Here is a 21,160-nt window from a genome sequence, read left to right on the forward strand (position 1 = left end):
GCATGTACGGAGCGGTGAAGGCGCAGCTGCGCGCCGAGCTCGACGAGATCGAGGCCGCGGGCCTCACCAAGCACGAGCGCGGCATCCACGGCCCGCAGTCGTCCGAGATCGAGGTCGCCGGGCGCCAGGAGCTGAACTTCTGCGCGAACAACTACCTGGGCCTGGCCAACGACCCGCGCATCGTCGCCGCCGCGCATCGCGGCCTCGACGAGTGGGGCTACGGCATGGCGAGCGTCCGCTTCATCTGCGGCACCCAGGAGCTCCACCTCGAGCTCGAGCGCGCCGTCTCCGAGTTCCTCGGCTACGACGACACCATCCTCTTCTCGTCGTGCTTCGACGCGAACGGCGGCGTGTTCGAGGTCCTGTTCGGTGCCGACGACGCGATCATCTCGGACGAGCTGAACCACGCGTCGATCATCGACGGCATCCGGCTCTCCAAGGCCCGGCGCTTCCGGTACGCGAACCGCGACATGGCCGACCTCGAGGCGAAGCTGCAGGAGGCCTCGGACGCGCGCCGGAAGGTGATCGTCACCGACGGCGTCTTCTCCATGGACGGCTACATCGCGCCGCTGCAGGAGATCTGCGACCTCGCGGAGCGGTACGACGCGCTCGTGTTCGTCGACGACTCGCACGCCGTCGGCTTCGTGGGCGAGCACGGCCGGGGCACGCCCGAGCTCTGCGGGGTCGAGGGCCGCGTCGACATCACCACGGGCACGTTCGGCAAGGCGCTCGGCGGGGCGTCCGGCGGATACGTCGCGGCCCGGCAGGAGATCGTCGACCTGCTGCGCCAGCGCGCCCGGCCGTACCTCTTCTCCAACACCCTGGCCCCGGCCATCGTCGCGGGCACGATCGAGGCGCTGCGCCTGGTCAGCGAGTCGGGCGAGCTGCGCCGGCGGCTCGTCGCGAACGCCGCGCTGTTCCGCGAGCTGATGACGGATGCCGAGTTCGACCTGCTGCCCGGCGAGCACCCGATCGTCCCGGTGATGTTCGGCGACGCGGCGCTGACCGCCCGCGTCGCGGCGGCGCTCGCCGAGCGCGGCGTCTACGTGACGGCGTTCTCCTACCCGGTGGTGCCGAAGGGTCGGGCGCGCATCCGCGTCCAGCTCTCGGCCGCGCACACCGAGGACGAGATCCGCCGCTGCGTGGCCGCGTTCACGGAGGCCCGCGACGCGGTGCTCGCGGCCGCCCCCGCCTGACCCGCCACGCGGCATCCGCTCGCACCGCCCGCCCCGCCCGCCCGAATCGGCGGATATACGATCCGCCGCGCCGGTCAACGGCCGCCGTGGTCGGCGCGCCGGATCGTATATCCGCAGTCCGAGACGGGTTCGGGCGGCTCGAATCGATTCGAACGTAGAATCGGAGACGTGAGCCCCGAACCCGCAACCACGACCGCCTCCCCGGCGCGTCCGACGCTCGCCGACGTCGCCGCCCGCGCCGGCGTCTCGGCGTCGACCGCGTCGCTCGCGTTCAGCGGCTCGGGCCCGGTGTCGGATGCCACGAAGGAGCGCGTCCTCGTCGCGGCATCCGAACTGGGCTACGCGGGCCCCGACCCCCGCGCGCGGTCGCTGCGGCGGGGTCGCTCGGGCATCGTCGGGGTGGTGCTGGAGGAGCGGGTGCGCGCGGCGTTCCTCGACCCCGTGAAGATCCAGACCCTCGACGGGCTCACCGAGGGCATCGCGCCGCTCGGCGCCGGCCTGCTCCTCTTCACCGACACCGGCGACCCGGCGGCGCCGGTCAGCCTCGACAACGCACCGGTCGACGCGGTCGTGCTCATCGGCTGCAGCACGAAGTTCTTCCGCCAGATGGAGGCGCTGCAGCGCCGCGGCATCCCCATGGTGGCCATCGAGGGGGCGCCGGGCGGCGACATCCCCGAGATCACGATCGACAACCGCGAGGCCACCCGCCTCGGGGCCGAGCACCTGCGCGACTTGGGGCATGCCGAGGTCGCGACGGTCACCCTGCCGTTCGAGTCCAGCCTCACCCGCGGCCCGCTCACGCCGGAGCTCGAGGCGGCCGCGACGGTCGACACCGCCCTCGAGCGGCTGCGCGGGGTCCGCGACGTCTACCCGGACGCCCGCGTTCAGGTCGGCGCGGCGAGCTCGATCGAGGAGGGGCTCGAGGCCGGGCGCGCCCTGCTGGCCGATCCCCGCTCGCGACCGACCGCGATCGTCGCGCAGAGCGACCTGCTCGCGGCAGGCGTCATCCGCGCGGCGGAGGAGCTCGGGCTCGACGTGCCGCGCGACGTCAGCGTCGTCGGCTTCGACGGCATCCGGGTCGACGGGCTGCAGCACGACCTCACGACGCTCGTGCAGCCGTCGGTCGCGAAGGGGCGGGCGGCCGGGGAGGCGGTCGTGCGCATGCTGTCGGGCGAGGCGGCCGCGGGCACCGACTTCACGAGCGAGCTCCACGTCGGCGACACGACCGCGCCGCCGCGCTCCTAGCGCCCGCGGCACGGCCGGCGCCCCGCCGTGCCCGCAACGCCCCGCGCCGCCCGTACGCAGCGCCCCGCCTACTCGGGTGCGAGCTCGCCCGATCCCGAGATGCTGCTGCGGACCTCGGGCCGCCCCGAGTATCGCACCCCGCCGCTGCCCGAGATGGTCACGTCGAGCTCGTCGCTCGCGCTCACCCGCACGTCGCCCGAACCGGACACGACCACCTGGGCGGTGGCGGCGTCGAGGTCGCTCGCGTCGATCTCGCCCGATCCGCTCACCTCGACGACGAGCGCGTCCGCGCGGCCCGAGAGGTCGACGGATCCGGAGCCGCTGATCCCGGCGCGCACCGACGCGGCGTCGAGGTCGTCCGCCTCGATCTCCCCGGATCCGCTGATCTCGACCGAGACGTCCTCCGCGTCGCCGAACTCGGCGGTCACGTCGCCGGATCCCGAGATGACGACCGATTCCAGCGAGGTCACGGTCACGTCGACCTGCAGGTCGCGATCGCCGATGATGATGGGGCCGCGACGGATGGCGATGACGAGGCGTCCGTCCTCGACCTCGGTCGCGAGCCGTTCGAGCACGTTCGCGCCGCCGCTCACGGTCAGCGACGGTTCGTCGCCGAGGCGGATGTCGATGTCGCCCCCGGTTCGCAGCACGACCTGCGACGCGTCGTCGATGTCGCGTTCCTCGGTCCGCTGGTCGCCTGCGCTCACGAACGGCACGCACGCGGTGAGCGCAGCCAGCACGGTCGCGCCGACCGCCGCAGCGCCGATCCGGCGCATGGTTGCGCGGTGCATGTCCGGCCCCCTCCCGGCCCCCGCCCGACGGGGGTTCCCGGCGAGCGTAGCGCTGCGCCGCCGCCGGACGACGGGTCCTTGGTCACGTCCGGGGCGGTCCTCCGGGGCGGTCCTCCGGCGTACCGCCGGGGCGGGCGCAGGTCGCGCCGACCCGTCAGGCGGGAGCGCCGGTGACCATCCACGCGCGACCCCGCGCCCGGAGCGACAGCGTGACCCCGCGCGCCGCGAGGTAGACGAGGACGAACGCGCCGGTGACGAGGGCGAGGGCGACGGGCGGCGTCACGGCCGCGGCATCCGCCCCGCCCGCCCACGCGACGACGGCGAACGCGACCGGGGCGTAGACGGCGAGGTTCACCAGCCCGGTCCAGGCGAGGTAGCGCGCGTCGCCCGCCCCGATGAGCACCCCGTCGAGCACGAACACGGCGCCCGCGAGCGGCGTGGAGACGCCGAGCACCACGAGCGAGAGCGGCAGCAGGTCGCGCACCTCGACGGAGGAGGTGAACAGTACGGGCAGCGCCCACGCGCCGGCGACCACGAGCGCGCCGAGCACGACGCCGCCGCCCACGCCCCACTCGAGGCAGCGGCGCAGCACGGCCCGCACCCGGCTGACGTCGCCGGCCCCCAGGCCCTTGCCGACGAGCGCCTGGGCGGCGATGGCGAGCGCGTCGAGCGCGAAGGCGAGCGTCGAGTAGAGCGTCATCGTGACCTGGAAGGCGGCGAGCTCGTCGGAGCCGAGTGCCGTCGCCGACCAGGTGGCCACGAGGAGGGCCGCCCGCAGGCTGAGCGTGCGGAGGAAGAGCCAGCCCCCCGAGGCGGCGCCGCGCACCACGCCCGCGTGGTGCGGCCACGGGTCGGCGCCCACCCTGCGGGCGTGCCGGGCGACGACCACGAGGTACACCGCGACCATGCCCCACTGCGCGACGACCGTACCGATCGCCGATCCCGCGATGCCGAGGCCGAGGCCGTAGATGAAGAGCGCGTTGAGCGCGATGTTGGCCGCGAAGCCGACGCCCGCGACGTACAGCGGCGTCCGGGTGTCCTGCAGGCCGCGGAGCAGCCCGGTGGCGGCGAACACCACGAGCATCGCGGGCAGGCCGATCATCGAGATCGTCAGGTACGCGACGGCCTGGTCGGTCACCGCCTCCGAGGCGCCGAACGCGCCGGCCAGCCACGGCGACGCCGCCCACCCGCCGAGGGCGAGGACGGCGCCCAGCCCGAGCGCGAGCCAGAGCCCGTCGATGCCGGATGCCACGGCGCCGCGCTCGTCGCCCGCACCCAGTCGTCGCGCCACCGAGGGCGTCGTCGCGTACGCGAGGAAGACCATGAGGCCCACGATGGTCTGGAGGATGGCGCTCGCGAGGCCGAGCCCGGCGAGCGGCGTCGCCCCGAGGTGCCCCACCATGGCGGTGTCGGCGAGCAGGAACAGCGGCTCGGCGACGAGCGCCCCGAGCGCGGGCACCGCGAGGCGCAGGATGTCGCGGTCCACCGCCCGGCGGGCGACGGATGGGGGAGGGGCGGGGGCGGGGGAGGCGCTCATGGCGGATCGAGCCTACGCGGAGGCGCCGACGCCGCCGCGCCCCGCGTTCACCTCGACTCGACGATCTCCTTGCCGAGCGGGGCGAGCGAGACGGCGATGAGCTTGAAGTTGGCGATGCCGAGGGGGATGCCGATGATCGTGAGGCACATGATCACGCCGGTGACCAGGTGCTCGAGGGCGAGCCACCATCCGGCGAGGACGACCCAGATCACGTTGCCGAGGAACGACCACGTGCCCGAGCGGGGGTTCGACACGACCTCGCGACCGAAGGGCCAGACGGCGTAGTTGCCGATGCGGAACGACGCGAGCCCCCACGGGATGGTGACGATGAGGATGCACATCAGCACCCCGGCGAGCATGTACCCGATCCAGAGCCAGACGCCCGCGAGCACGAACCAGATGACGTTCAGCAGCGTGTTCATGATGGCTCGATCCTGCCACCGGCGGCCGACCGTGCGCGAGGGGTCGACGGATGCCGCGCCATCCGCTCGACGATCGCCGCGACGGGCGTATGATTCCGCGGTGACCTACCGCGAGTCGGCGGCCCGCATGCGTGGCCGCCTCCGCATCCGGCGATTCCGCCTCCACCCCGCGCAGGCGGTGGTCGCGGGGTTCGCTGCGGCAGTCCTCGGCGGCACCGTGCTGCTGTGGTTGCCGCCCATGACCGTCGAGCAGGGCGGCACGAGCTTCGTCGACGCCCTGTTCACGGCGACGAGCGCGGTGTGCGTGACGGGCCTGACCGTCGTCGACACGGAACTCCACTGGAGTCCGCTCGGCCACGGCGTCATCCTGCTGCTCATCCAGCTCGGCGGCCTCGGCATCATGATCTTCGCGTCGCTCATCGGACTGGTGCTGGCCCGGCGGCTCTCCGTCCGGGCGCGCCTCAACACCGCCGCCGAGGCGAAGTCCGTGGGCTACGACGACGTGCGGGGGCTGGTGCGCGGCATCGTGCTGATCTCGTTCGCGATCGAGGGCGCCACCTGGGTGTTCCTGTTCCCGCGGTTCCTGTTCGGCTACGGCTACAGCGTGCCGGATGCCGCGTGGTTCGCCCTGTTCCACTCCGTCTCGTCGTTCAACAACGCGGGCTTCGCCCTGTACACCGACAACATGATCGGGTTCGTCGACGACCCGTTCATCAGCCTGCCGATGTGCGCGGCGATCATCCTCGGCGGCCTCGGATTCCCCGTGATCATGCAGCTCCGCAAGGAGTTCGCGAGGCCGCTGCACTGGTCGATGAACACCAAGCTGGTGATCTGGGGCACGGTGGTGCTCCTCGTCGGCGGCACGGCGTACCTCGCGGTGGCGGAGTGGTCGAACCCGGGTACCTTCGGCCGACTCGACCCGCCCGCCCGCATCCTCGCGGCCTTCTTCATGTCGACGCAGACGCGCACCGCCGGCTTCAACAACATCGACGTCGGCCTCATGCACGACGAGAGCTGGGTCGTGATGGACGTGCTGATGTTCATCGGCGGCGGTCCGGCGGGCACGGCCGGCGGCATCAAGGTGACGACCTTCGCGGTGCTGTTCTTCATCCTCCTCACCGAGTTCCGGGGCGAGGGCGCGGTGAACATCTTCGGCAAGCGGCTCTCGCGCGCGGTGCACCGGCAGGCGATCACCGTCGTCCTCGTCGCGGTGGGCGCGGTGATGACCGCGACGATCGTGCTCATGCACATCACGAACCTGACGTTCGACGTGGTGGCCTTCGAGGCGATCTCCGCGTTCGCGACCGTCGGCCTGTCGACGGGCATCACGGGCAACCTCCCTCCCGCCGCCGAGATCGTCCTCGTGCTGCTCATGTTCCTCGGCCGCATCGGCCCGCTCACCCTGGGCTCGGCGATCGCGCTGCGCGAGCGCCGCATCCTCTACGAACTCCCCAAGGAAAGGCCCGCAATTGGCTAGGTTCTCGATCTTCGGAGGCACCGCCGCCGACCAGTCCCGACGCATCGCCGAGGCCGACTCGGTGGCCGTCATCGGCCTCGGCCGGTTCGGCACGTCGCTCGCCCTCGAGCTCATGCAGGCCGGCACCGAGGTGCTCGGCATCGACGCCGACGAGGAGATCGTGCAGACGCTGAACGGCGAGCTCACGCAGGTCGTGCGCGCCGACTCGACCAGGGCGGAGGCCCTGAAGCAGCTCGCCATCGACGAGTTCGACCGCGTCGTCGTCGCGATCGGCAGCGACATCACGGCGTCGATCCTGACGTGCTCGGTCCTGCTCGGCATGCGCACCCCCGTGATCTGGGCGAAGGCGGTGACCGAGCAGCACGCGCTCATCCTCGAGCAGCTCGGCGTGCACCACGTGATCCGGCCCGAGGCCGAGATGGGCAAGCGCGTGGCGCACCTCGTGCGCGGTGCGGCGCTCGACTACATCGAGATCGAGCCGGGGTACGCGATCGTGAAGTCGGCGCCGCCCGCCCGCCTCCACGGGGTGCCGCTCGGCCAGACCGGGCTCCGCAAGGAGTACGGCGTGACGGTCGCCGCGTACAAGCGCCCGGGCGACGAGTGGCGCAACGCCGACGCCGAGACCGTCCTCGGCGAGGGCGACACGATCCTGATCGTCGGACCCACGAGCAAGGCGGAGGGCTTCGCCCAGCTGCGCTGATTAGGCTGCTGGGATGACCGACGCGACGAAGCCCTCCGGCATCATCCTCGACGAACTCGACCCGGCGGTGCGTCCGCAGGACGACCTGTTCCGGCACGTCAACGGCAAGTGGATGGCGCGCACCGAGATCCCCGCCGACAAGGCGCGCTACGGCAGCTTCCTCGTTCTCTACGAGGAGGCCGAACGCGCGGTCCGCGCGATCATCGAGGAGGCGCAGGGCGCCGAACCCGGCTCCGAGGCCCGGAAGGTCGGCGACCTGTACGCGTCGTTCATGAACGAGGAGCGCGCGGAGCTGCTCGGGGCGACGCCCATCGCCGGCCAGATCGTCGAGACGACCCTGCCCGGCACGATCGACGAGCTGCTCGAGACGATCGGGCGCCTCGAGCGCCAGGGCGTCTCCGGCTTCGCGCAGCTGTTCGTCGACAACGACCCGGGCGACCCCGAGCGCTACCTCGTCTTCGTGGAGCAGGGCGGTATCGGGCTCCCCGACGAGAGCTACTTCCGCGAGGAGCGGTTCGCCGCCGTCCGCGACAAGTACCGGGCGCATCTCGAGCGGATGTTCGAGCTCGCCAAGCTCGACGACGTCGCGGACCGGGCCCAGCGCGTCTTCGACCTCGAGACCGAGATCGCCGCGACCCACTGGACCAACGTGGAGTCGCGCGACTCGCAGAAGACCTACAACCTGCGGCCGTGGGCCGAGGTCACGGCCGCGGCATCCGTCGACCTCGACCGCTGGCGCGACGCGATGGGCGTGCCGTCGGGCGCGTTCGACGAGCTCGTCGTGCGCCAGCCGAGCTTCGTCGAGGGCGTGGGCGCGCTGTTCACGGAGGACCGGCTGCCCGCCTGGCGCGACTGGCTCGCCTGGCAGGTCATCCGCTCGAGCGCGGCCTACCTCTCGAAGGACTTCGTCGACGCCAACTTCGACTTCTACGGGCGCACGCTCTCGGGCACGCCGGAGCTCCGCGAGCGCTGGAAGCGCGCCGTCTCGTTCGTCGAGGGGGCCATGGGCGAGGCCGTCGGCCGCATCTACGTCGAGCGCCACTTCCCGCCCGCGGCGAAGGAGGCCATGGACGAGCTCGTCGCGAACCTCGTCGAGGCGTACCGCGACTCGATCGCCGGCCTCGACTGGATGGGAGAGGAGACCCGAGCGAAGGCGCTCGACAAGCTCGAGAAGTTCACGCCCAAGATCGGCTACCCGGTGAAGTGGCGCGACTACTCGACGCTCGAGGTCGACCCCGACGACCTCATCGCGAACGTCCGCGCGGCGGGCGAGTTCGAGTTCCAGCGCCAGCTCGGCAAGATCGGCGAGCCGATCGACCGCGACGAGTGGTTCATGACGCCGCAGACGATCAACGCGTACTACAACCCCGGGTTCAACGAGATCGTGTTCCCCGCGGCGATCCTGCAGTTCCCCTTCTTCGACGCCGAACGGGATGCCGCAGCCAACTACGGCGCGATCGGCGCCGTCATCGGGCACGAGATCGGCCACGGCTTCGACGACCAGGGCTCGCGCTTCGACGGCGACGGACGACTGCTGGACTGGTGGACCGACGCCGACCGCGCGGCGTTCGAGGAACGCACGAAGGCGCTCATCGACCAGTACGACGTGCTGGTGCCCGAGCAGCTCGCCGCGGCCGGCGGCGACGGGACGCACCACGTCAACGGCGCCCTGACCATCGGCGAGAACATCGGCGACCTCGGCGGCCTCGCGATCGCCTGGAAGGCGTACGTGCGCTCGCTCGACGGCGCCGAGGCGCCCGTCGTGGACGATCTCACGGGCGCCCAGCGGTTCTTCCTCTCCTGGGCGCAGGCCTGGCAGCTGAAGGGCCGTGACGAGGAGGTCGTCCGCCTGCTCGCGGTCGACCCGCACTCGCCGAACGAATTCCGGTGCAATCAGATCGTCCGCAACATCGACGAGTTCTACACTGGCTTCGGGGTCGCTCCCGACGACGAGCTCTGGCTGGACCCGGCCGAGCGCGTCCGCATCTGGTAGCACCCCGCCCCTACCCCCGTCCGACCCGTCGAGCGCACCGTGATGCTGCGGTGCGGGTGCGCCCGGCCCGCACAGGAAGTCCCTCAGCCACGTGATGACCTCGTCGCAGGGTTCCGAACGCCGTGCCCGGCACGCCACGTTCCGCCGGGCCCGCCATCGCACGGACGAGCACCTCGAGGACTTCTCGCGAGGGTTCGACGCGCTCGGCGAGCTCGCGCTCGCCGGCGTCCAGGTGTCGGCCCGCGCGACCGACCTCGCGACCGGCCGGGTGCTGTTCTCCGTCGACGACCACGTCGTGATGCCCACGGCGTCGATCGGCAAGGTGCTGCTGCTGGTCGAGGTGGCGGCGCGGCTCGGCACCGCGAGCCCCGATGGCTTCGCCGTGCTCGACCGCGACCCGCGTGACGCGGTCGGCGATTCGGGCATCTGGCAGCACCTGCAGACGCCGGCGCTGCCGATGGCCGACCTCGCGGCGCTCATCGGGGCGACGAGCGACAACCTCGCCACGAACGTGCTCATCCGGCACATCGGCCTCGAGTCGGTGCGTGCCCGCACCGAGACCCTCGGCCTGACCCGTACCGCGCTGCTCGACCTGGTGCGCGACCACCGGGGCCCGGATGACGCGCCGCAGCTCTCGATCGGCTCGGCCAAGGAGCTCACCTGGCTCTTCGCGGCGCTCGCGCGCGGCGAGATCGTGAGCCCCGAGGTCTCGCAGCGCGTGGTCGGCTGGCTGTCGCTGAACGCCGACCTGTCGATGGTCGCCGCGGCGTTCGGTCTCGACCCGCTCGCCCACCGCACGCCCGACCACGGCCTGCTGCTCATGAACAAGACCGGCACCGACGGCGGGGTGCGCAGCGAGGTCGGCGTGCTCCGCGGACCGAGGGCGAGCGTGTCGTACGCGGTCTCGATGTACTTCGCCGACACGCAGCTCGCGACGCGCCTCGCGGTCCTCGACGGCATGCGCCAGGTGGGCGCCGACCTGCTGGAGTACGTGCACTGACCCGGGCGGCCCGCCCCGGCGCCGGTCACCCGGCGTCGACGACCTCCGACTCAGCGGGCATCCACGCCGCGTCCTCGGGGCGGGCGCCCGCTCGAGGGTGTCGGAACGTCATCGGCAGGCCGCGGGTGAGCGCCCAGTCGAGCGAGTCGGTGACCTGGACGTGCACGTGCGGCTGCGTGCTGTTGCCCGAGTTGCCGCATCCGCCGACCGCGTCGCCGACCCGGACGGCGTCGCCGGGCCGCACCCGCACCGACCCTCGGCGCAGGTGGGCGACCAGCACGTACGGCCCCCGCGGTCCGAGTGAGAGCACCACGTGGTTCCCGGCGATCGCCGCTGCGCCCGCGCGCACCCGCGAGGCCTGCGTGAGCGCGTAGCCGAGCAATGCCGGCTGCGAACGGCGGGCCTCGTGGTCCGCTTCGCCGTCGTGGGCGAGCACGACCGTGCCGTCCGCCGGGGCCAGCACCGGCCGTCCGAAGCCGGGGAAGTCCTCCGGCGGCTCGGTCGCGATAAGGCTGCGCCACGTTCGCGGTGCGGGGCTGCCGTCCGCGTCCAGGGGGATGAAGTCGATCGCGTAGGTCGTCCCCATCAGGTGGGTGCCATGGCTGGGGACCCGCCGCGCGGGACTGTTGCGCGCCATCCAGCGCCCGCGGAAGGGCAGCGCGAGCTCGATCGCAGCGGGTCCCGGTCCGGGTCCTTGTCGGTGGTCGGCCATCTCCCCTCCTCGCCACGATCCTGTCGCCGGCGCGCATGTCCCGCAACGCCTCCACCACGTTCGGGTGCCCGGCCCGGTAGGCTCGCCGCAACCGAGGAAGCGAGGGCGAGATGGAACTGGCGTACTGGCTCGTGGGAATCGGGGTGATCGTCGTCTCGGTCTCGGCCGTCCTCGTCGTCCGCGAGCGGCGCGTGCGCCGCCGGCCCGGCGACGCCGGCGGGTCGCTGCACGGCGAGCGCTCGCACAGCGAGGCGGTCGCCGCCGCCCACACGGCCGGGGTCGCCAAGCACTCCTTCTGAGGCGCTGACGGGCCGCGGGCCGCAGCGACGAGTCGTCAGGGCGTCCGGGCCGGGTCCACCAGCAGCGCCACCCCGTCGAGCACCGCCCGATGCGTCTCAGGCGCGCCCAGGATGCGGAAGTGCCCCGGCACGGGCACCCGCACGTTCGTCGCCCCGTCGAGCACGCTGCCGTCCGGGATGTGCGGGTCGAAGCGCCCGAACACCGAGACGATGCGGGCGTTGACCGAGTCGGCCCGCGAGAGCATCACGATGGTCTCGTCGCTCGGCAGCAGCGCCCGCACGCTCGGGTCGACGATCAGGCGCGCCATCCGCGACCCGGCGAAGGGCGTGCAGATCGCCACCACGCCGTGCAGTCGCCCCGGTCCCTCGCTGCGGCCCGCGTCGTCGCCCGGCGCCGTCGTGCCCGCGGCATCCGACTCGGCCAGCAGCAGGTGCTTCGCGATGAGCCCGCCCTTGCTGTGCGCGACGATCACCCGACCGGCCGGAGGCGTCCGGACCTTCGCGAGCGCGCGGCCGAGCCGCCGTGCGGTGTCGGCGACGCCGCGGCGGTTCGTGCCCATGCCGTGGACCACCCGGACGCGGTGCCCCGCCGCCGAGAGCGCGTCGCCGAGCGGGCGGAGGAACGACCAGTGCTCGTAGATGCCCGGCAGCAGCACGATCTCGGGCAGCGAAGGGTCGCCCGCCCGCCAACGCGCCGGCGGGCGCCGGCCCTCCACCAGCGCGGCGGCCTGCCGCCAGCCCGCGTACGCGTAGTCGCCCGCCCACCACCAGCCTCGCTCGACGAGCGACGGCGGCGCGGGCTCCGAGACCCGGTCGACCACGTGCCCCACGGCCTCGCCCCGCGCGTGACGCGCGACGAGGTCGGCGACCCGGTCGCCGGCCGTCACCATGGTCTCGTGGCCGCGGTCGGGCACCTCGACGTACCGTCCGCGGGGCAGCATGAGCGACACCTGCTCGGCCCACGGGCGCGGCGCCAGCCGGTCGTGCTCGCCGCGGATCACCAGCGCCGGCGCCGCGACGTCCGGCAGCACGAGCTCGAGGCGGTGGTCGAGCATCTGGCGGAGCTTCTTGAAGTACCAGCGCGGCCCGGCCTGCAGGTAGGAGCGGATGCCGAGCGCCACGACCTTGGGCCGGGTCAGCGACGGGTCCTCCAGCAGGCGGAGGCCCTGCGCCACCGACGAACGCTCGCGCGGGTTGACCGTCGGGGCGATGAGCACGACGGATGCCACGAGCGCGGGCCGCTGCACGGCGGTCTCCGCGACGATCTGCGAGCCCATCGAGTGCCCGACCAGCACGACGGGCCGGTCGAGTCCCTCCGCCTCGATCAGGTCGCCGAGGTAGTCGCCGGACTGCGACATCGTCAGGGGCTCGTCGGGTTCCGGTGCCTCGCCGAACCCAGGGAGGTCGAGCGCGAGCACGCGACCCTCGCGCGCGAGCGCGTCGGCGAGGTCCGACCAGTAGCGGTGGCCCATGCCGATGCCGTGGACGAGCACGAAGACGGGGCGGTCGCCGCCGGAGTCGCCGGACTCCGTGATGACGGTCACGCCGCCGCCGCGGCGGAACTCGCGCGTCCGCGACATCCGCACCCCCTCCCGGTCACGCGCCTGCGCCCATCCTTCCAGCACGTCGCGGCGGGACCGCCGCACGTCGCCCGAGATCAGTCGACGAGTCCGGATGCCGCGAGCCGCCGCAGCACCTCGACGCCGGCCGGCGGGCAACGATCGGCGTCGGCCGTGCCCACCCAGTGCACGGCGTCGACCTCGCCGGCCGGCTCGGGCACGGCGTCCGTCTCGGCGAGGAACACGTGCATCGTGACGTGGCGTCCCTCGCCCTGGCCGTGGGCGAGCTCGCGCACCGTGAACGCCTCGACCAGCTCCGCGGGGTCGAGCACGAGGCCGACCTCCTCCCGCGCTTCGCGCGCCGCGGCCTCGGCGGGCGTCTCGCCCGGGTCGATCTTGCCGCCCGGGAGGTAGTGCACCTCGCGGCCCCGCGCCGTCACCATCAGCATGCGGCGGCCGCGGATCACCGCGATCGCGGCGACGTGCAGGTCGGGCAGGGGCGGCATCCGCTCAGCCTAGGGGCAGCCCGCGGGCGCTCGCCCGGGGACGATCACGGATGCTGCGCCGTGACGAACACGTCGTTCAGGGTGACCGTCGTCAGGCCGCGTTCGTCGAGCAGGTCGGCGAGCGACCCGAACACCCGCGTGGCCGGGTCGTGGTTCAGGTGGCCGATCACGATGCGCCCCGCCGTGAACCACTCGTCGGCCGCCGCAAGGATCTCGCCCTCTGAGGCCGCCGGCGGGCCGAGCTCGCCGTACCAGCGAGTCGGCACGGTGTAGCCGACGGATGCCGCGGCGGCGTCGACCCGCGCGTCGTGCCGGCCGTACGGCGGCCGGTAGTACGGCCGCGCGTCGACCCCGTACACGTCGGCGAGGAAGTCGTGGTTGCGCTGCAGCTCCGCCCGGATGCCGGCGTCGTCGAGCGTGGTGAGGTCGGGATGCGACCAGGTGTGGTTGGCGAGCTGGATGCGGCTGCTCGCGACGTGCGGCCGCAGCGTCTCGGCGTTCTCGGTCCACGAGCGGTAGGTCCCGTTCACGAAGTACGTGAGCCGGAGGTCGCGTTCCACTGCGAACGCCGTGTACGCGGCGACCACGGCGGAGTCGGTGCCGTCGTCGAGGGTGAGCGCGATCAGGTCGCCCGCCTCGGGCGGGAGTGCGGTCAGGGCACCGGCGGGCACGGCCACCCGGGCGACTTCGGGCGCCGGCGCGACCGGCGGCGGGGGAGGCGCCGCCGCGGCGCCCGGCCCAGCTGAACCGCCTCCGCCCCGGGCGTCGGCGGCGAGCTTGCCGAACACCAGGACCGCGCCGATGCCGAGCGAGGCCACGACCGTGCGCCGTGTCACGTCTCCCATGGCGCTCCCGACCGGGCGTCGTCCGGGCGGCGCCCACGCCGCTGTTCTACACCTGCGCGGCGGTGCGGCACGGGCGCAGCACCCGCGTGGTGCGATCCGGTCGGCCGACGCGTCCGCCGGCCGGGGCGCCGGCGCCGGGGCGCGGTGACGGATGCCGAACGTGCGCGCGTTTCGGGGCGGCATCCGCTCGACCGTAGGATAAGGACATCGACTTGCGGGCGCCTCGCCCGACCCCTCCCGCTTTTGGACCATTGGAGCCACCGTGGCCGCACCCAGCCGTCTCGACGCCGTCATCACCCTCGCCCAGCACCGGGGCTTCGTCTTCCAGGCCGGTGAGATCTACGGCGGGTCCCGGTCGGCGTGGGACTACGGCCCCCTCGGCGTCGAGCTGAAGGAGAACATCAAGCGCCAGTGGTGGCGCTCGATGGTGCAGGGCCGCGACGACGTCGTCGGCCTGGACTCGAGCGTCATCCTGCCCACCCAGGTGTGGGAGGCCTCCGGCCACGTCGCCGTGTTCACCGACCCGCTGATCGAGTGCCTGCACTGCCACAAGCGCTTCCGCGAGGACCACCTCATCGAGGCCTTCGAGGAGAAGAAGGGCCGCGAGCCGGAGAACGGCCTCCTCGACATCGTCTGCCCCAACTGCGGCACGCGCGGCCAGTGGACGGAGCCGCGCGCCTTCTCAGGCCTGCTGAAGACGTTCCTCGGCGTCGTCGACGACGAGTCGGGCCTGCACTACCTGCGCCCCGAGACCGCGCAGGGCATCTTCGTGAACTTCGCCAACGTGCTCCAGGCGGCGCGCATGAAGCCGCCGTTCGGCATCGGCCAGATCGGCAAGTCGTTCCGCAACGAGATCACGCCGGGCAACTTCATCTTCCGCACGCGCGAGTTCGAGCAGATGGAGATGGAGTTCTTCGTCGAGCCCGGCACCGATGAGGAATGGCACCAGTACTGGATCGACACCCGTCTCCAGTGGTACGTCGACCTCGGCATCGACCCCGAGAACCTGCGCCTGTTCGAGCACCCGAAGGACAAGCTCAGCCACTACTCGAAGCGCACCGTCGACGTCGAGTACAAGTTCGGCTTCACCGGCGGCGAGTGGGGCGAGCTCGAGGGTGTCGCAAACCGCACCGACTTCGACCTGTCGACCCACGCGAAGGCGTCCGGCAAGGACCTCTCGTTCTTCGACCAGTCGAAGAACGAGCGCTGGACCCCGTACGTCATCGAGCCCGCAGCCGGCCTCACCCGCTCGCTCATGGCGTTCCTCGTCGACGCGTACCACGTCGAGGAGGTGCCGAACGCGAAGGGCGGCGTCGACACCCGCACCGTGCTGAAGCTCGACCCGCGCCTCGCGCCGGTCAAGGCCGCCGTGCTGCCGCTGTCGCGCAACGAGCGGCTGTCGCCCCTCGCCCGCGACGTGGCCGCCCGACTGCGCAAGCTGTGGAACGTCGAGTTCGACGACGCGGGCGCGATCGGCCGCCGCTACCGCCGCCAGGACGAGATCGGCACCCCGTTCTGCGTCACGGTCGACTTCGACTCGCTCGACGACCAGGCCGTGACGGTGCGCGACCGCGACACCATGCAGCAGGAGCGCGTGCCGCTCGCCGAGCTCGAGTCGTACCTCGGCAGCCGCCTCCTCGGCGCCTGACCCCCCACTCACCCTGGGCCCCCACCCCCCTGGGCCCCCACCCCCTGGGCCCCCGCCCCCTACCCTCGGGCCGCCCACCCCCACACGTCCCTCGGAGATCGCCGTGTCTTCGGACGGTTCCCGCGAATCCGTCCGAGGATGCGGCGATCTCCGTCGTCGCGGCGGGCGGGCGACCGTCAGCATTCCGTAACCACGGGCCCGGGCGCCCGCAGCGCGCCGCACGTACCGTGGAAGGACGGAGCGGGCCGAGGGCGCCCGCGGAACGAGGACCACGATGCGCGCACGACCCGACCGACCGGTACGACCCCTCGGCACGATCGCCCTGCTCGTCGGGGCGCTCGCGCTCACGGGGTGCGCCACGACGGATGCCGCGGGCGCCGACCCCGAGGCCACGCAGTCGGAGGCGATGACGTCCGAGCCCACGCAGGACGCGACCGAGACCCCCGAGGCATCCGCCGACGCCGCCGAGGAGCCGGCCGCCCCTGCCGAGGGCGCCTACCTCGACTACGAGGACGGCGCGATCGAGTCGACCGCCGGGCCGAAGGCGCTGTTCTTCCACGCGAGCTGGTGCCCGAAGTGCCGCGCGCTCGACGAGGACCTGAAGGCGCAGGGCGCGCCCGACGGGCTCACGGTCTTCAAGGTCGACTACGACTCCCGCGCCGACCTGCGCCAGCAGTACGGGGTCACCCTGCAGACGACCATCGTGTTCCTCGACGACGCGGGCGAGCCGGTCTCGACCGTGGTGCTCTACGACGACCCGTCGGTGGAGTCGCTCGTCGCGGCGATGCCGTGACCCGCGGAGTCCGTGCATGACCGCCTCGCTGACCCTCGCGCTCGCCGCGGGCGTGCTCACCGTCGCGGCGCCGTGCGTGCTCCCGCTGCTGCCCGTGATCGTCGGCGGCTCGATCGTGCAGGACGGCGACGAGCGCCGGGCCCGGTGGCGCCCGTACGTGATCGCCGGCTCGCTCGCGGCATCCGTCGTGGCCTTCACGCTGCTGCTCAAGGCGACGACCGCGCTGCTCGGCATCCCGCCGCAGGTGTGGCAGGTGATCGCCGGCGGCATCGTCGTGCTCCTCGGCGTCGACCTGCTCTTCCCGCAGCTCTGGGACCGGGTGTCGACCGCGCTCGGCCTGCAGGCGCGCAGCGGCGAGCTGCTCGACCGGTCGGTCCGCCGCCAGAGCGTCGGCGGCGACATCCTCACCGGTGCCGCCCTCGGCCCGGTGTTCTCGAGCTGCAGCCCGACCTACGCGCTGATCGTCGCGGCCGTGCTGCCCGTGTCGTTCGCCGAGGGCGTGACGTACGTGGTCGCCTACGCGATCGGCCTGGCCGGGATGCTGCTGCTCATCGCGCTCCTCGGCCGGAAGCTGGTGCGCCGCCTCGGCTGGCTCGCGAACCCCGACGGATGGTTCCGCCGCGCGATCGGCGTGGTCTTCATCGCCGTCGGCGTGATCGTCATCACGGGCTTCGACAAGACGCTGCAGACGTGGATCCTCGACGCGGGGCTGTACGATCCGATCGCACGCCTCGAGGAGGTGATCGGTGGCGGCTGACGCGGACCTGCTGCTCGACGGGCGCCTCGTGCTGCTCGTCGACGACGACCCGACCGTGCTCGAGGTGTGCCGCGCGTACCTCGAGTCGGCCGGGTTCCGCGTGCAGGACGCGGCGGACGCGTTCGTCGCGCTCGACCGGATCGCCGCCGAGCGGCCCGACCTCGTCGTGCTCGACCGGATGCTGCCCGGGGTCGACGGCATCGAGGTCTGCCGGCGCATCCGCGCAAACTCGCAGGTCCCGGTCATCATGCTCACCGCGCTCGGCGGCGAGGACGACCGTATCGCGGGGCTCGAGGCCGGCGTCGACGACTACCTCGCGAAGCCGTTCTCGCCGCGCGAGCTGACGCTGCGCGTGCAGTCCGTGCTGCGGCGCGCGCTCGCCGTGGAGGCGGCGGGCGCGGCGGCGGCCGGCTCGGAGGCCGCCGTGATCGCTCGGGGGCCGCTGCGCATCGACACGGCCGCGCACACGGTCGACCTCGACGGTCGCCGGCTCGCGCTCACGCAGCGCGAGTTCGAGCTGCTGGCGTTCCTCGCTCGTCGACCGGGCACGGTGTTCTCGCGCGAGGAGCTGCTGCAGGGCGTCTGGGGCTGGAGCCACGGCGACCTCTCGACCGTCACCGTGCACGTGCGGCGACTGCGCGAGAAGATCGAGGCGGATGCCGCGAACCCGCGCATGCTCGTGACGGTGTGGGGCTACGGCTACCGCTTCGACGACCCCGGTGCGGCCCCCGCCACGGCGGACGGGGGAGCCCCGTGAGCGGCACCGACCTGCTCCTCGTGATCGCCGTCTCCGCAGCGATCGCCGCCGGCGTCGGCTTCCTCGCCTGGCTCCTGCTGCGGCGCTTCGCGTGGGCGCCCATCGTCGTGCACCTCGTCACGGTGGTCGTCGCGGCCGTGGCCTCCGTGGTCGGTGGCGTGCTCGTGGCGACGCAGGCGATGTACCTCTCCGATCACGACGCGCAGATCGCGCTCGCGATCGCCGTCACGAGCGGGGTCGTCGCGATCCTCACGGCGTCGATCCTCGGGGCCGAGATCGCGCGCGCTGCGCGCGTGCTGCGGTCAGCGGCCGAGGACCTCGGTCGCGGCGTCCCTGTCGAATCGCGCCCGGTGCCGATCGGCGAGTTCCGGGCCGTGCTCGACGAGCTCGCGGCCTCGGACGCCCGCATCCGCGCCGCGCGGGAGGAGGTCGAACGCCAGGAGCAGGCCCGTCGCGAGCTCGTCACGCGCGTCGCGCACGACCTGCGCGTGCCGCTCGCCGGCATCCGCGCGCAGGCCGAGGCCCTGCAGGACGGGCTCGCGCCCGACCCCGACCGCTACCTCGCCCGCATCGCGTCGCAGGTCGACCGCCTCGACGCGCTCGTCGCCGACCTCTTCGCGGTCTCGCAGATCGACGCGGGCGCCCTGCGACTGCGCACCGAGCGGCTGTCGCTGGCGGACGTCGCGAGCGACGCCGTCTCGGAGCTGCGCGGCCTCGCGGACGGCGCGGGCGTGCGGCTCGACCTCGTCGTCTCGCCGGACGCGTCGAGTACGGTCGAGGGCGACGCGCTGCAGCTCGGCCGCGCCGTCGCGAACCTGCTCGCGAACGCACTCCAGCACACCCCGGCGGGCGGGCGAATCGCGGTCACGGTCGACGGGGGCGGCGACGAGGTGCGTCTCGCCGTCGCCGACACCGGCCCGGGATTCGCGGAGGAGGACCTCGCGCACGCGTTCGAGGCCGGATGGCGCGGGTCGTCCGCGCGCTCTCCGCACCGGCTCGACGTGACGGGGGGCGCCGGCCTCGGGCTCGCGATCGTGCGCGGGATCGCCCGCGCGCACGGCGGAGACGCGTCGGCGTCCAACGCGCCGGAGGGCGGCGCGGTGCTCGCCGTCACCCTGCCGCGGGCCCGCTGACGCGCCTGCGGGGTCGTTGCCGCCCCCGGATCGGCCTGCCATCATGGCGCGGGAGCGCACGTCCGAGCATCCACGGGGGAATGATGACGAACGCATCCGGACCGAACCCGCCCGACGACGGCCGAACCGAGGTGCTCGATGCGCCGGGTCGGGAGCCCGATGGCCGGCCCGAGGCGCGCAACGGCCTCGGCGCCGGGGCGCTCGTCGTCGGCATCGTCGCGGCCGTCGTGGCCCTGCTGTCGTTCGCCTGGGAGTGGGCGTGGATCGCGGCCGTGGTGCTCGCGGCGATCGGCCTCGTGCTCGGCATCGTCGGGCTCACGAAGGCGGACCGCGCGAAGGGCGCCGCGACCGCGGGCACCGTCCTCTCCGGCGCGGCCCTGGTGCTCGCCGTCGTCATCGCCGTGCTCTACGGCACCGGCGCGCTCGGCACGACCGCGCAGCCGGCCCCGTCGCCGACGCCGTCCGCGACGCCGACGGCGACCCCGACGGAGACCCCGACCCCCACGCCGACCGAGACGCCGACCGCGACGGTGCAGGAGTGGGCCGACCAGACCTGGGGCACGTTCGCGAAGGTCGACGCGAGCGGCACGGGCGACGACGTCGTGGCGATCCCGGACGGGATCGCGGGCGGGATCGTGACGGCCACGTTCGACGGGGACGACGGGGCCGTGTTCACGCTCACGCTCCTCGACGCGTCGAACCAGCCCTCGGGCGACCCGCTCGTCGATGCGACCGACGACTACGAGGGCACGACCGCCTGGGGCGTGGCGGATGCCTCGGCGGCGCGCAGCGTGCAGGTGACGGCGAGCGGCTCGTGGACGCTCTCGATCGAGCAGATGTCCGCGGCATCCGAACTGCCGAACGCCGCGAACGGCGAGGACGACGCGGTCCACCTCTACGGCGGGGGTGCGGCGACGCTCGCTGCGACCCACGCCGGCGACGACGCCGAGGACCCGTTCGTCGTCGCCCAGCAGTCGCAGCAGGCGTTCGGCGGGGCGGCGCTCATCGACGTAACCGGCGCGTACGACGGCAGCGTGCCGCTCGCGGCCGGGCCCTCGGTCGTGGTCGTCCGCTCGACCGAGGCCTGGACGCTCTCGGTCGGCTAGGCCGGATCGCGCGTCGCGCCGCCCGCACGCAGCGCGCGCCACTCGCGCCGCAGCATGCCGTACGAGGCGGTGTCCTGCCACTCGCCGTCGTGGTACTCCTCCTCGAGGAGCGTCGCCTCGCGTCGCATGCCGAGGCGCTCGCACAGGCGGGCGGATGCCGCGTTGCGGGCGTCGAGGTGCGCGACGACGCGATGCGCGTCGAGCCGCCCGAAGGCGAGGTCGAGCAGCACGTCGGCCCCCTCGGTGGCGAGGCCGCGCCCGTGGAAGTCGGGGTGCACGACCCACCCGATCTCGAGGCACGCGTGCTCCACGCTCGAGACGCGGACCATCAGGTCGCCGATGACGCGCCCGTCGAGCACCATGGCCAGGAAGGTCGCGTCGCCGTCGGCGACGAGCCGGCGCATGCCGGCGCGCGCCTCGGTGTGCTCACGAGCCTGGTCGCGGTCGCGGTCGGGCCAGGGGATGTACCGGAGGACCTCGGGGAGGCGCTGGTACTCCCAGACGTCGTCGGCGTCCTCCGCCGCGAGCGGCCGCAGCGTCATCCGCGCGGTCGTGTACGGCCGGTGCTCGACCTCGGCGACGTCGAACGGCAGTCGGAGGGCCGGCGGGCCGGCAGCGGCCGCCTGGTCGCGCGGCGCGTCGGGGATGGTGGACATCGAACGGCAGCGTACCGCGCCGGACCGG

At 73.3% G+C, this 21,160-nt stretch carries 21 protein-coding genes; 13 read left to right on the plus strand and 8 right to left on the minus strand.

From position 1 onward, the window contains the following. Positions 1-2 precede the first annotated feature (2 nt). Both ACUY4T_RS06190 and ACUY4T_RS06195 read left to right on the plus strand, forming a co-directional pair. Positions 3-1,196, plus strand: a complete 1,194-nt coding sequence (locus ACUY4T_RS06190) for a glycine C-acetyltransferase (protein ID WP_446018034.1) — start codon at positions 3-5, stop codon at positions 1,194-1,196. Between the two features lie 168 nt (positions 1,197-1,364). After that, positions 1,365-2,441, plus strand: a complete 1,077-nt coding sequence (locus tag ACUY4T_RS06195; RefSeq protein WP_446018035.1) for a LacI family DNA-binding transcriptional regulator — start codon at positions 1,365-1,367, stop codon at positions 2,439-2,441. A gap of 68 nt (positions 2,442-2,509) precedes the next feature. Here ACUY4T_RS06195 and ACUY4T_RS06200 read toward each other — a convergent pair whose 3' ends face one another. The 3 genes from ACUY4T_RS06200 to ACUY4T_RS06210 all read right to left on the minus strand — a co-directional run bounded on the left by ACUY4T_RS06200 (position 2,510) and on the right by ACUY4T_RS06210 (position 5,191). Beyond that, positions 2,510-3,232: a head GIN domain-containing protein gene (locus ACUY4T_RS06200; protein ID WP_446018036.1), complete on the minus strand. Its 723-nt coding sequence runs from the start codon at positions 3,230-3,232 to the stop codon at positions 2,510-2,512. Between the two features lie 154 nt (positions 3,233-3,386). Beyond that, complete coding sequence (locus tag ACUY4T_RS06205; protein WP_446018037.1) at positions 3,387-4,769, minus strand: MATE family efflux transporter; 1,383 nt, start codon at positions 4,767-4,769, stop codon at positions 3,387-3,389. A gap of 47 nt (positions 4,770-4,816) precedes the next feature. Then, positions 4,817-5,191: a YccF domain-containing protein gene (locus ACUY4T_RS06210; protein ID WP_446018038.1), complete on the minus strand. Its 375-nt coding sequence runs from the start codon at positions 5,189-5,191 to the stop codon at positions 4,817-4,819. 127 nt (positions 5,192-5,318) lie between these two features. Here ACUY4T_RS06210 and ACUY4T_RS06215 point away from each other — a divergent pair, with 127 nt between their 5' ends. From ACUY4T_RS06215 to ACUY4T_RS06230, 4 genes are all read left to right on the plus strand, one after another. Next, entirely contained in the window at positions 5,319-6,668 is a 1,350-nt protein-coding gene (locus ACUY4T_RS06215) for a TrkH family potassium uptake protein (RefSeq protein WP_446018138.1), read from the plus strand. Next, positions 6,661-7,368 (plus strand): potassium channel family protein, encoded by a 708-nt coding sequence (locus tag ACUY4T_RS06220; RefSeq protein WP_446018039.1) that lies wholly within the window; start codon positions 6,661-6,663, stop codon positions 7,366-7,368. The genes ACUY4T_RS06215 and ACUY4T_RS06220 overlap by 8 nt, the downstream gene beginning before the upstream one ends. A gap of 13 nt (positions 7,369-7,381) precedes the next feature. After that, positions 7,382-9,361, plus strand: a complete 1,980-nt coding sequence (locus ACUY4T_RS06225) for a M13 family metallopeptidase (RefSeq protein WP_446018040.1) — start codon at positions 7,382-7,384, stop codon at positions 9,359-9,361. A gap of 94 nt (positions 9,362-9,455) precedes the next feature. Next, the gene (locus ACUY4T_RS06230) at positions 9,456-10,361 is read left to right on the plus strand and encodes a serine hydrolase (RefSeq protein WP_446018041.1); all 906 of its coding nucleotides are present in this window, start codon (positions 9,456-9,458) and stop codon (positions 10,359-10,361) included. A 25-nt stretch (positions 10,362-10,386) separates the two neighbouring features. Here ACUY4T_RS06230 and ACUY4T_RS06235 read toward each other — a convergent pair whose 3' ends face one another. Then, a complete protein-coding gene (locus ACUY4T_RS06235; RefSeq protein WP_446018042.1) occupies positions 10,387-11,073 on the minus strand; it encodes a M23 family metallopeptidase in 687 nt (228 codons plus the stop codon). Between the two features lie 110 nt (positions 11,074-11,183). Between ACUY4T_RS06235 and ACUY4T_RS06240 the strand changes: the two genes are divergently transcribed. Continuing rightward, positions 11,184-11,372 carry a hypothetical protein gene (locus tag ACUY4T_RS06240; RefSeq protein WP_446018043.1) on the plus strand — a complete coding sequence of 63 codons (189 nt, stop codon included), beginning with the start codon at positions 11,184-11,186 and terminating at the stop codon, positions 11,370-11,372. 35 nt (positions 11,373-11,407) lie between these two features. On the opposite strand, the gene ACUY4T_RS06245 is transcribed toward ACUY4T_RS06240, so the two are convergent. The 3 genes from ACUY4T_RS06245 to ACUY4T_RS06255 form a co-directional block, all read right to left on the minus strand. After that, entirely contained in the window at positions 11,408-12,952 is a 1,545-nt protein-coding gene (locus ACUY4T_RS06245) for an alpha/beta hydrolase (RefSeq protein WP_446018044.1), read from the minus strand. 77 nt (positions 12,953-13,029) lie between these two features. Next, positions 13,030-13,437, minus strand: a complete 408-nt coding sequence (locus ACUY4T_RS06250) for an NUDIX hydrolase (protein WP_446018045.1) — start codon at positions 13,435-13,437, stop codon at positions 13,030-13,032. A gap of 44 nt (positions 13,438-13,481) precedes the next feature. Beyond that, positions 13,482-14,282 (minus strand): polysaccharide deacetylase family protein, encoded by an 801-nt coding sequence (locus ACUY4T_RS06255; protein ID WP_446018046.1) that lies wholly within the window; start codon positions 14,280-14,282, stop codon positions 13,482-13,484. 262 nt (positions 14,283-14,544) lie between these two features. On the opposite strand from ACUY4T_RS06255, the gene ACUY4T_RS06260 reads away from it, so the two are divergent. From ACUY4T_RS06260 to ACUY4T_RS06285, 6 genes are all read left to right on the plus strand, one after another. Further along, a complete protein-coding gene (locus tag ACUY4T_RS06260) occupies positions 14,545-15,930 on the plus strand; it encodes a glycine--tRNA ligase (RefSeq protein WP_446018047.1) in 1,386 nt (461 codons plus the stop codon). Between the two features lie 274 nt (positions 15,931-16,204). Then, a complete protein-coding gene (locus tag ACUY4T_RS06265) occupies positions 16,205-16,723 on the plus strand; it encodes a thioredoxin family protein (protein WP_446018048.1) in 519 nt (172 codons plus the stop codon). A gap of 16 nt (positions 16,724-16,739) precedes the next feature. Next, positions 16,740-17,480, plus strand: a complete 741-nt coding sequence (locus tag ACUY4T_RS06270) for a cytochrome c biogenesis CcdA family protein (protein WP_446018049.1) — start codon at positions 16,740-16,742, stop codon at positions 17,478-17,480. Beyond that, positions 17,470-18,237 (plus strand): response regulator, encoded by a 768-nt coding sequence (locus tag ACUY4T_RS06275; protein ID WP_446018050.1) that lies wholly within the window; start codon positions 17,470-17,472, stop codon positions 18,235-18,237. The genes ACUY4T_RS06270 and ACUY4T_RS06275 overlap by 11 nt, the downstream gene beginning before the upstream one ends. Next, the gene (locus tag ACUY4T_RS06280) at positions 18,234-19,370 is read left to right on the plus strand and encodes a sensor histidine kinase (protein WP_446018051.1); all 1,137 of its coding nucleotides are present in this window, start codon (positions 18,234-18,236) and stop codon (positions 19,368-19,370) included. Before ACUY4T_RS06275 ends, ACUY4T_RS06280 begins: the two co-directional genes overlap by 4 nt. Positions 19,371-19,453: 83 nt before the next feature. Further along, positions 19,454-20,476, plus strand: a complete 1,023-nt coding sequence (locus ACUY4T_RS06285; RefSeq protein ID WP_446018052.1) for a hypothetical protein — start codon at positions 19,454-19,456, stop codon at positions 20,474-20,476. On the opposite strand, the gene ACUY4T_RS06290 is transcribed toward ACUY4T_RS06285, so the two are convergent. After that, entirely contained in the window at positions 20,473-21,132 is a 660-nt protein-coding gene (locus ACUY4T_RS06290; RefSeq protein WP_446018053.1) for a GNAT family N-acetyltransferase, read from the minus strand. The genes ACUY4T_RS06285 and ACUY4T_RS06290 overlap by 4 nt on opposite strands. Positions 21,133-21,160 lie beyond the last annotated feature (28 nt).

Source organism: Agromyces arachidis (genome assembly GCF_052805135.1).

Coding starts and splice junctions, on each gene's coding strand:
- ACUY4T_RS06265 (WP_446018048.1), top strand. CDS start 16,205: ATGCGCGCACGACCCGACCGACCGGTACGACCCCTCGGCACGATCGCC.
- ACUY4T_RS06255 (WP_446018046.1), bottom strand. CDS start 14,282: ATGGGAGACGTGACACGGCGCACGGTCGTGGCCTCGCTCGGCATCGGC.
- ACUY4T_RS06245 (WP_446018044.1), bottom strand. CDS start 12,952: ATGTCGCGGACGCGCGAGTTCCGCCGCGGCGGCGGCGTGACCGTCATC.
- ACUY4T_RS06270 (WP_446018049.1), top strand. CDS start 16,740: ATGACCGCCTCGCTGACCCTCGCGCTCGCCGCGGGCGTGCTCACCGTC.
- ACUY4T_RS06240 (WP_446018043.1), top strand. CDS start 11,184: ATGGAACTGGCGTACTGGCTCGTGGGAATCGGGGTGATCGTCGTCTCG.
- ACUY4T_RS06290 (WP_446018053.1), bottom strand. CDS start 21,132: ATGTCCACCATCCCCGACGCGCCGCGCGACCAGGCGGCCGCTGCCGGC.
- ACUY4T_RS06200 (WP_446018036.1), bottom strand. CDS start 3,232: ATGCACCGCGCAACCATGCGCCGGATCGGCGCTGCGGCGGTCGGCGCG.
- ACUY4T_RS06250 (WP_446018045.1), bottom strand. CDS start 13,437: ATGCCGCCCCTGCCCGACCTGCACGTCGCCGCGATCGCGGTGATCCGC.
- ACUY4T_RS06225 (WP_446018040.1), top strand. CDS start 7,382: ATGACCGACGCGACGAAGCCCTCCGGCATCATCCTCGACGAACTCGAC.
- ACUY4T_RS06230 (WP_446018041.1), top strand. CDS start 9,456: ATGACCTCGTCGCAGGGTTCCGAACGCCGTGCCCGGCACGCCACGTTC.
- ACUY4T_RS06235 (WP_446018042.1), bottom strand. CDS start 11,073: ATGGCCGACCACCGACAAGGACCCGGACCGGGACCCGCTGCGATCGAG.
- ACUY4T_RS06285 (WP_446018052.1), top strand. CDS start 19,454: ATGACGAACGCATCCGGACCGAACCCGCCCGACGACGGCCGAACCGAG.
- ACUY4T_RS06210 (WP_446018038.1), bottom strand. CDS start 5,191: ATGAACACGCTGCTGAACGTCATCTGGTTCGTGCTCGCGGGCGTCTGG.
- ACUY4T_RS06190 (WP_446018034.1), top strand. CDS start 3: ATGTACGGAGCGGTGAAGGCGCAGCTGCGCGCCGAGCTCGACGAGATC.
- ACUY4T_RS06205 (WP_446018037.1), bottom strand. CDS start 4,769: ATGAGCGCCTCCCCCGCCCCCGCCCCTCCCCCATCCGTCGCCCGCCGG.
- ACUY4T_RS06215 (WP_446018138.1), top strand. CDS start 5,319: ATGCGTGGCCGCCTCCGCATCCGGCGATTCCGCCTCCACCCCGCGCAG.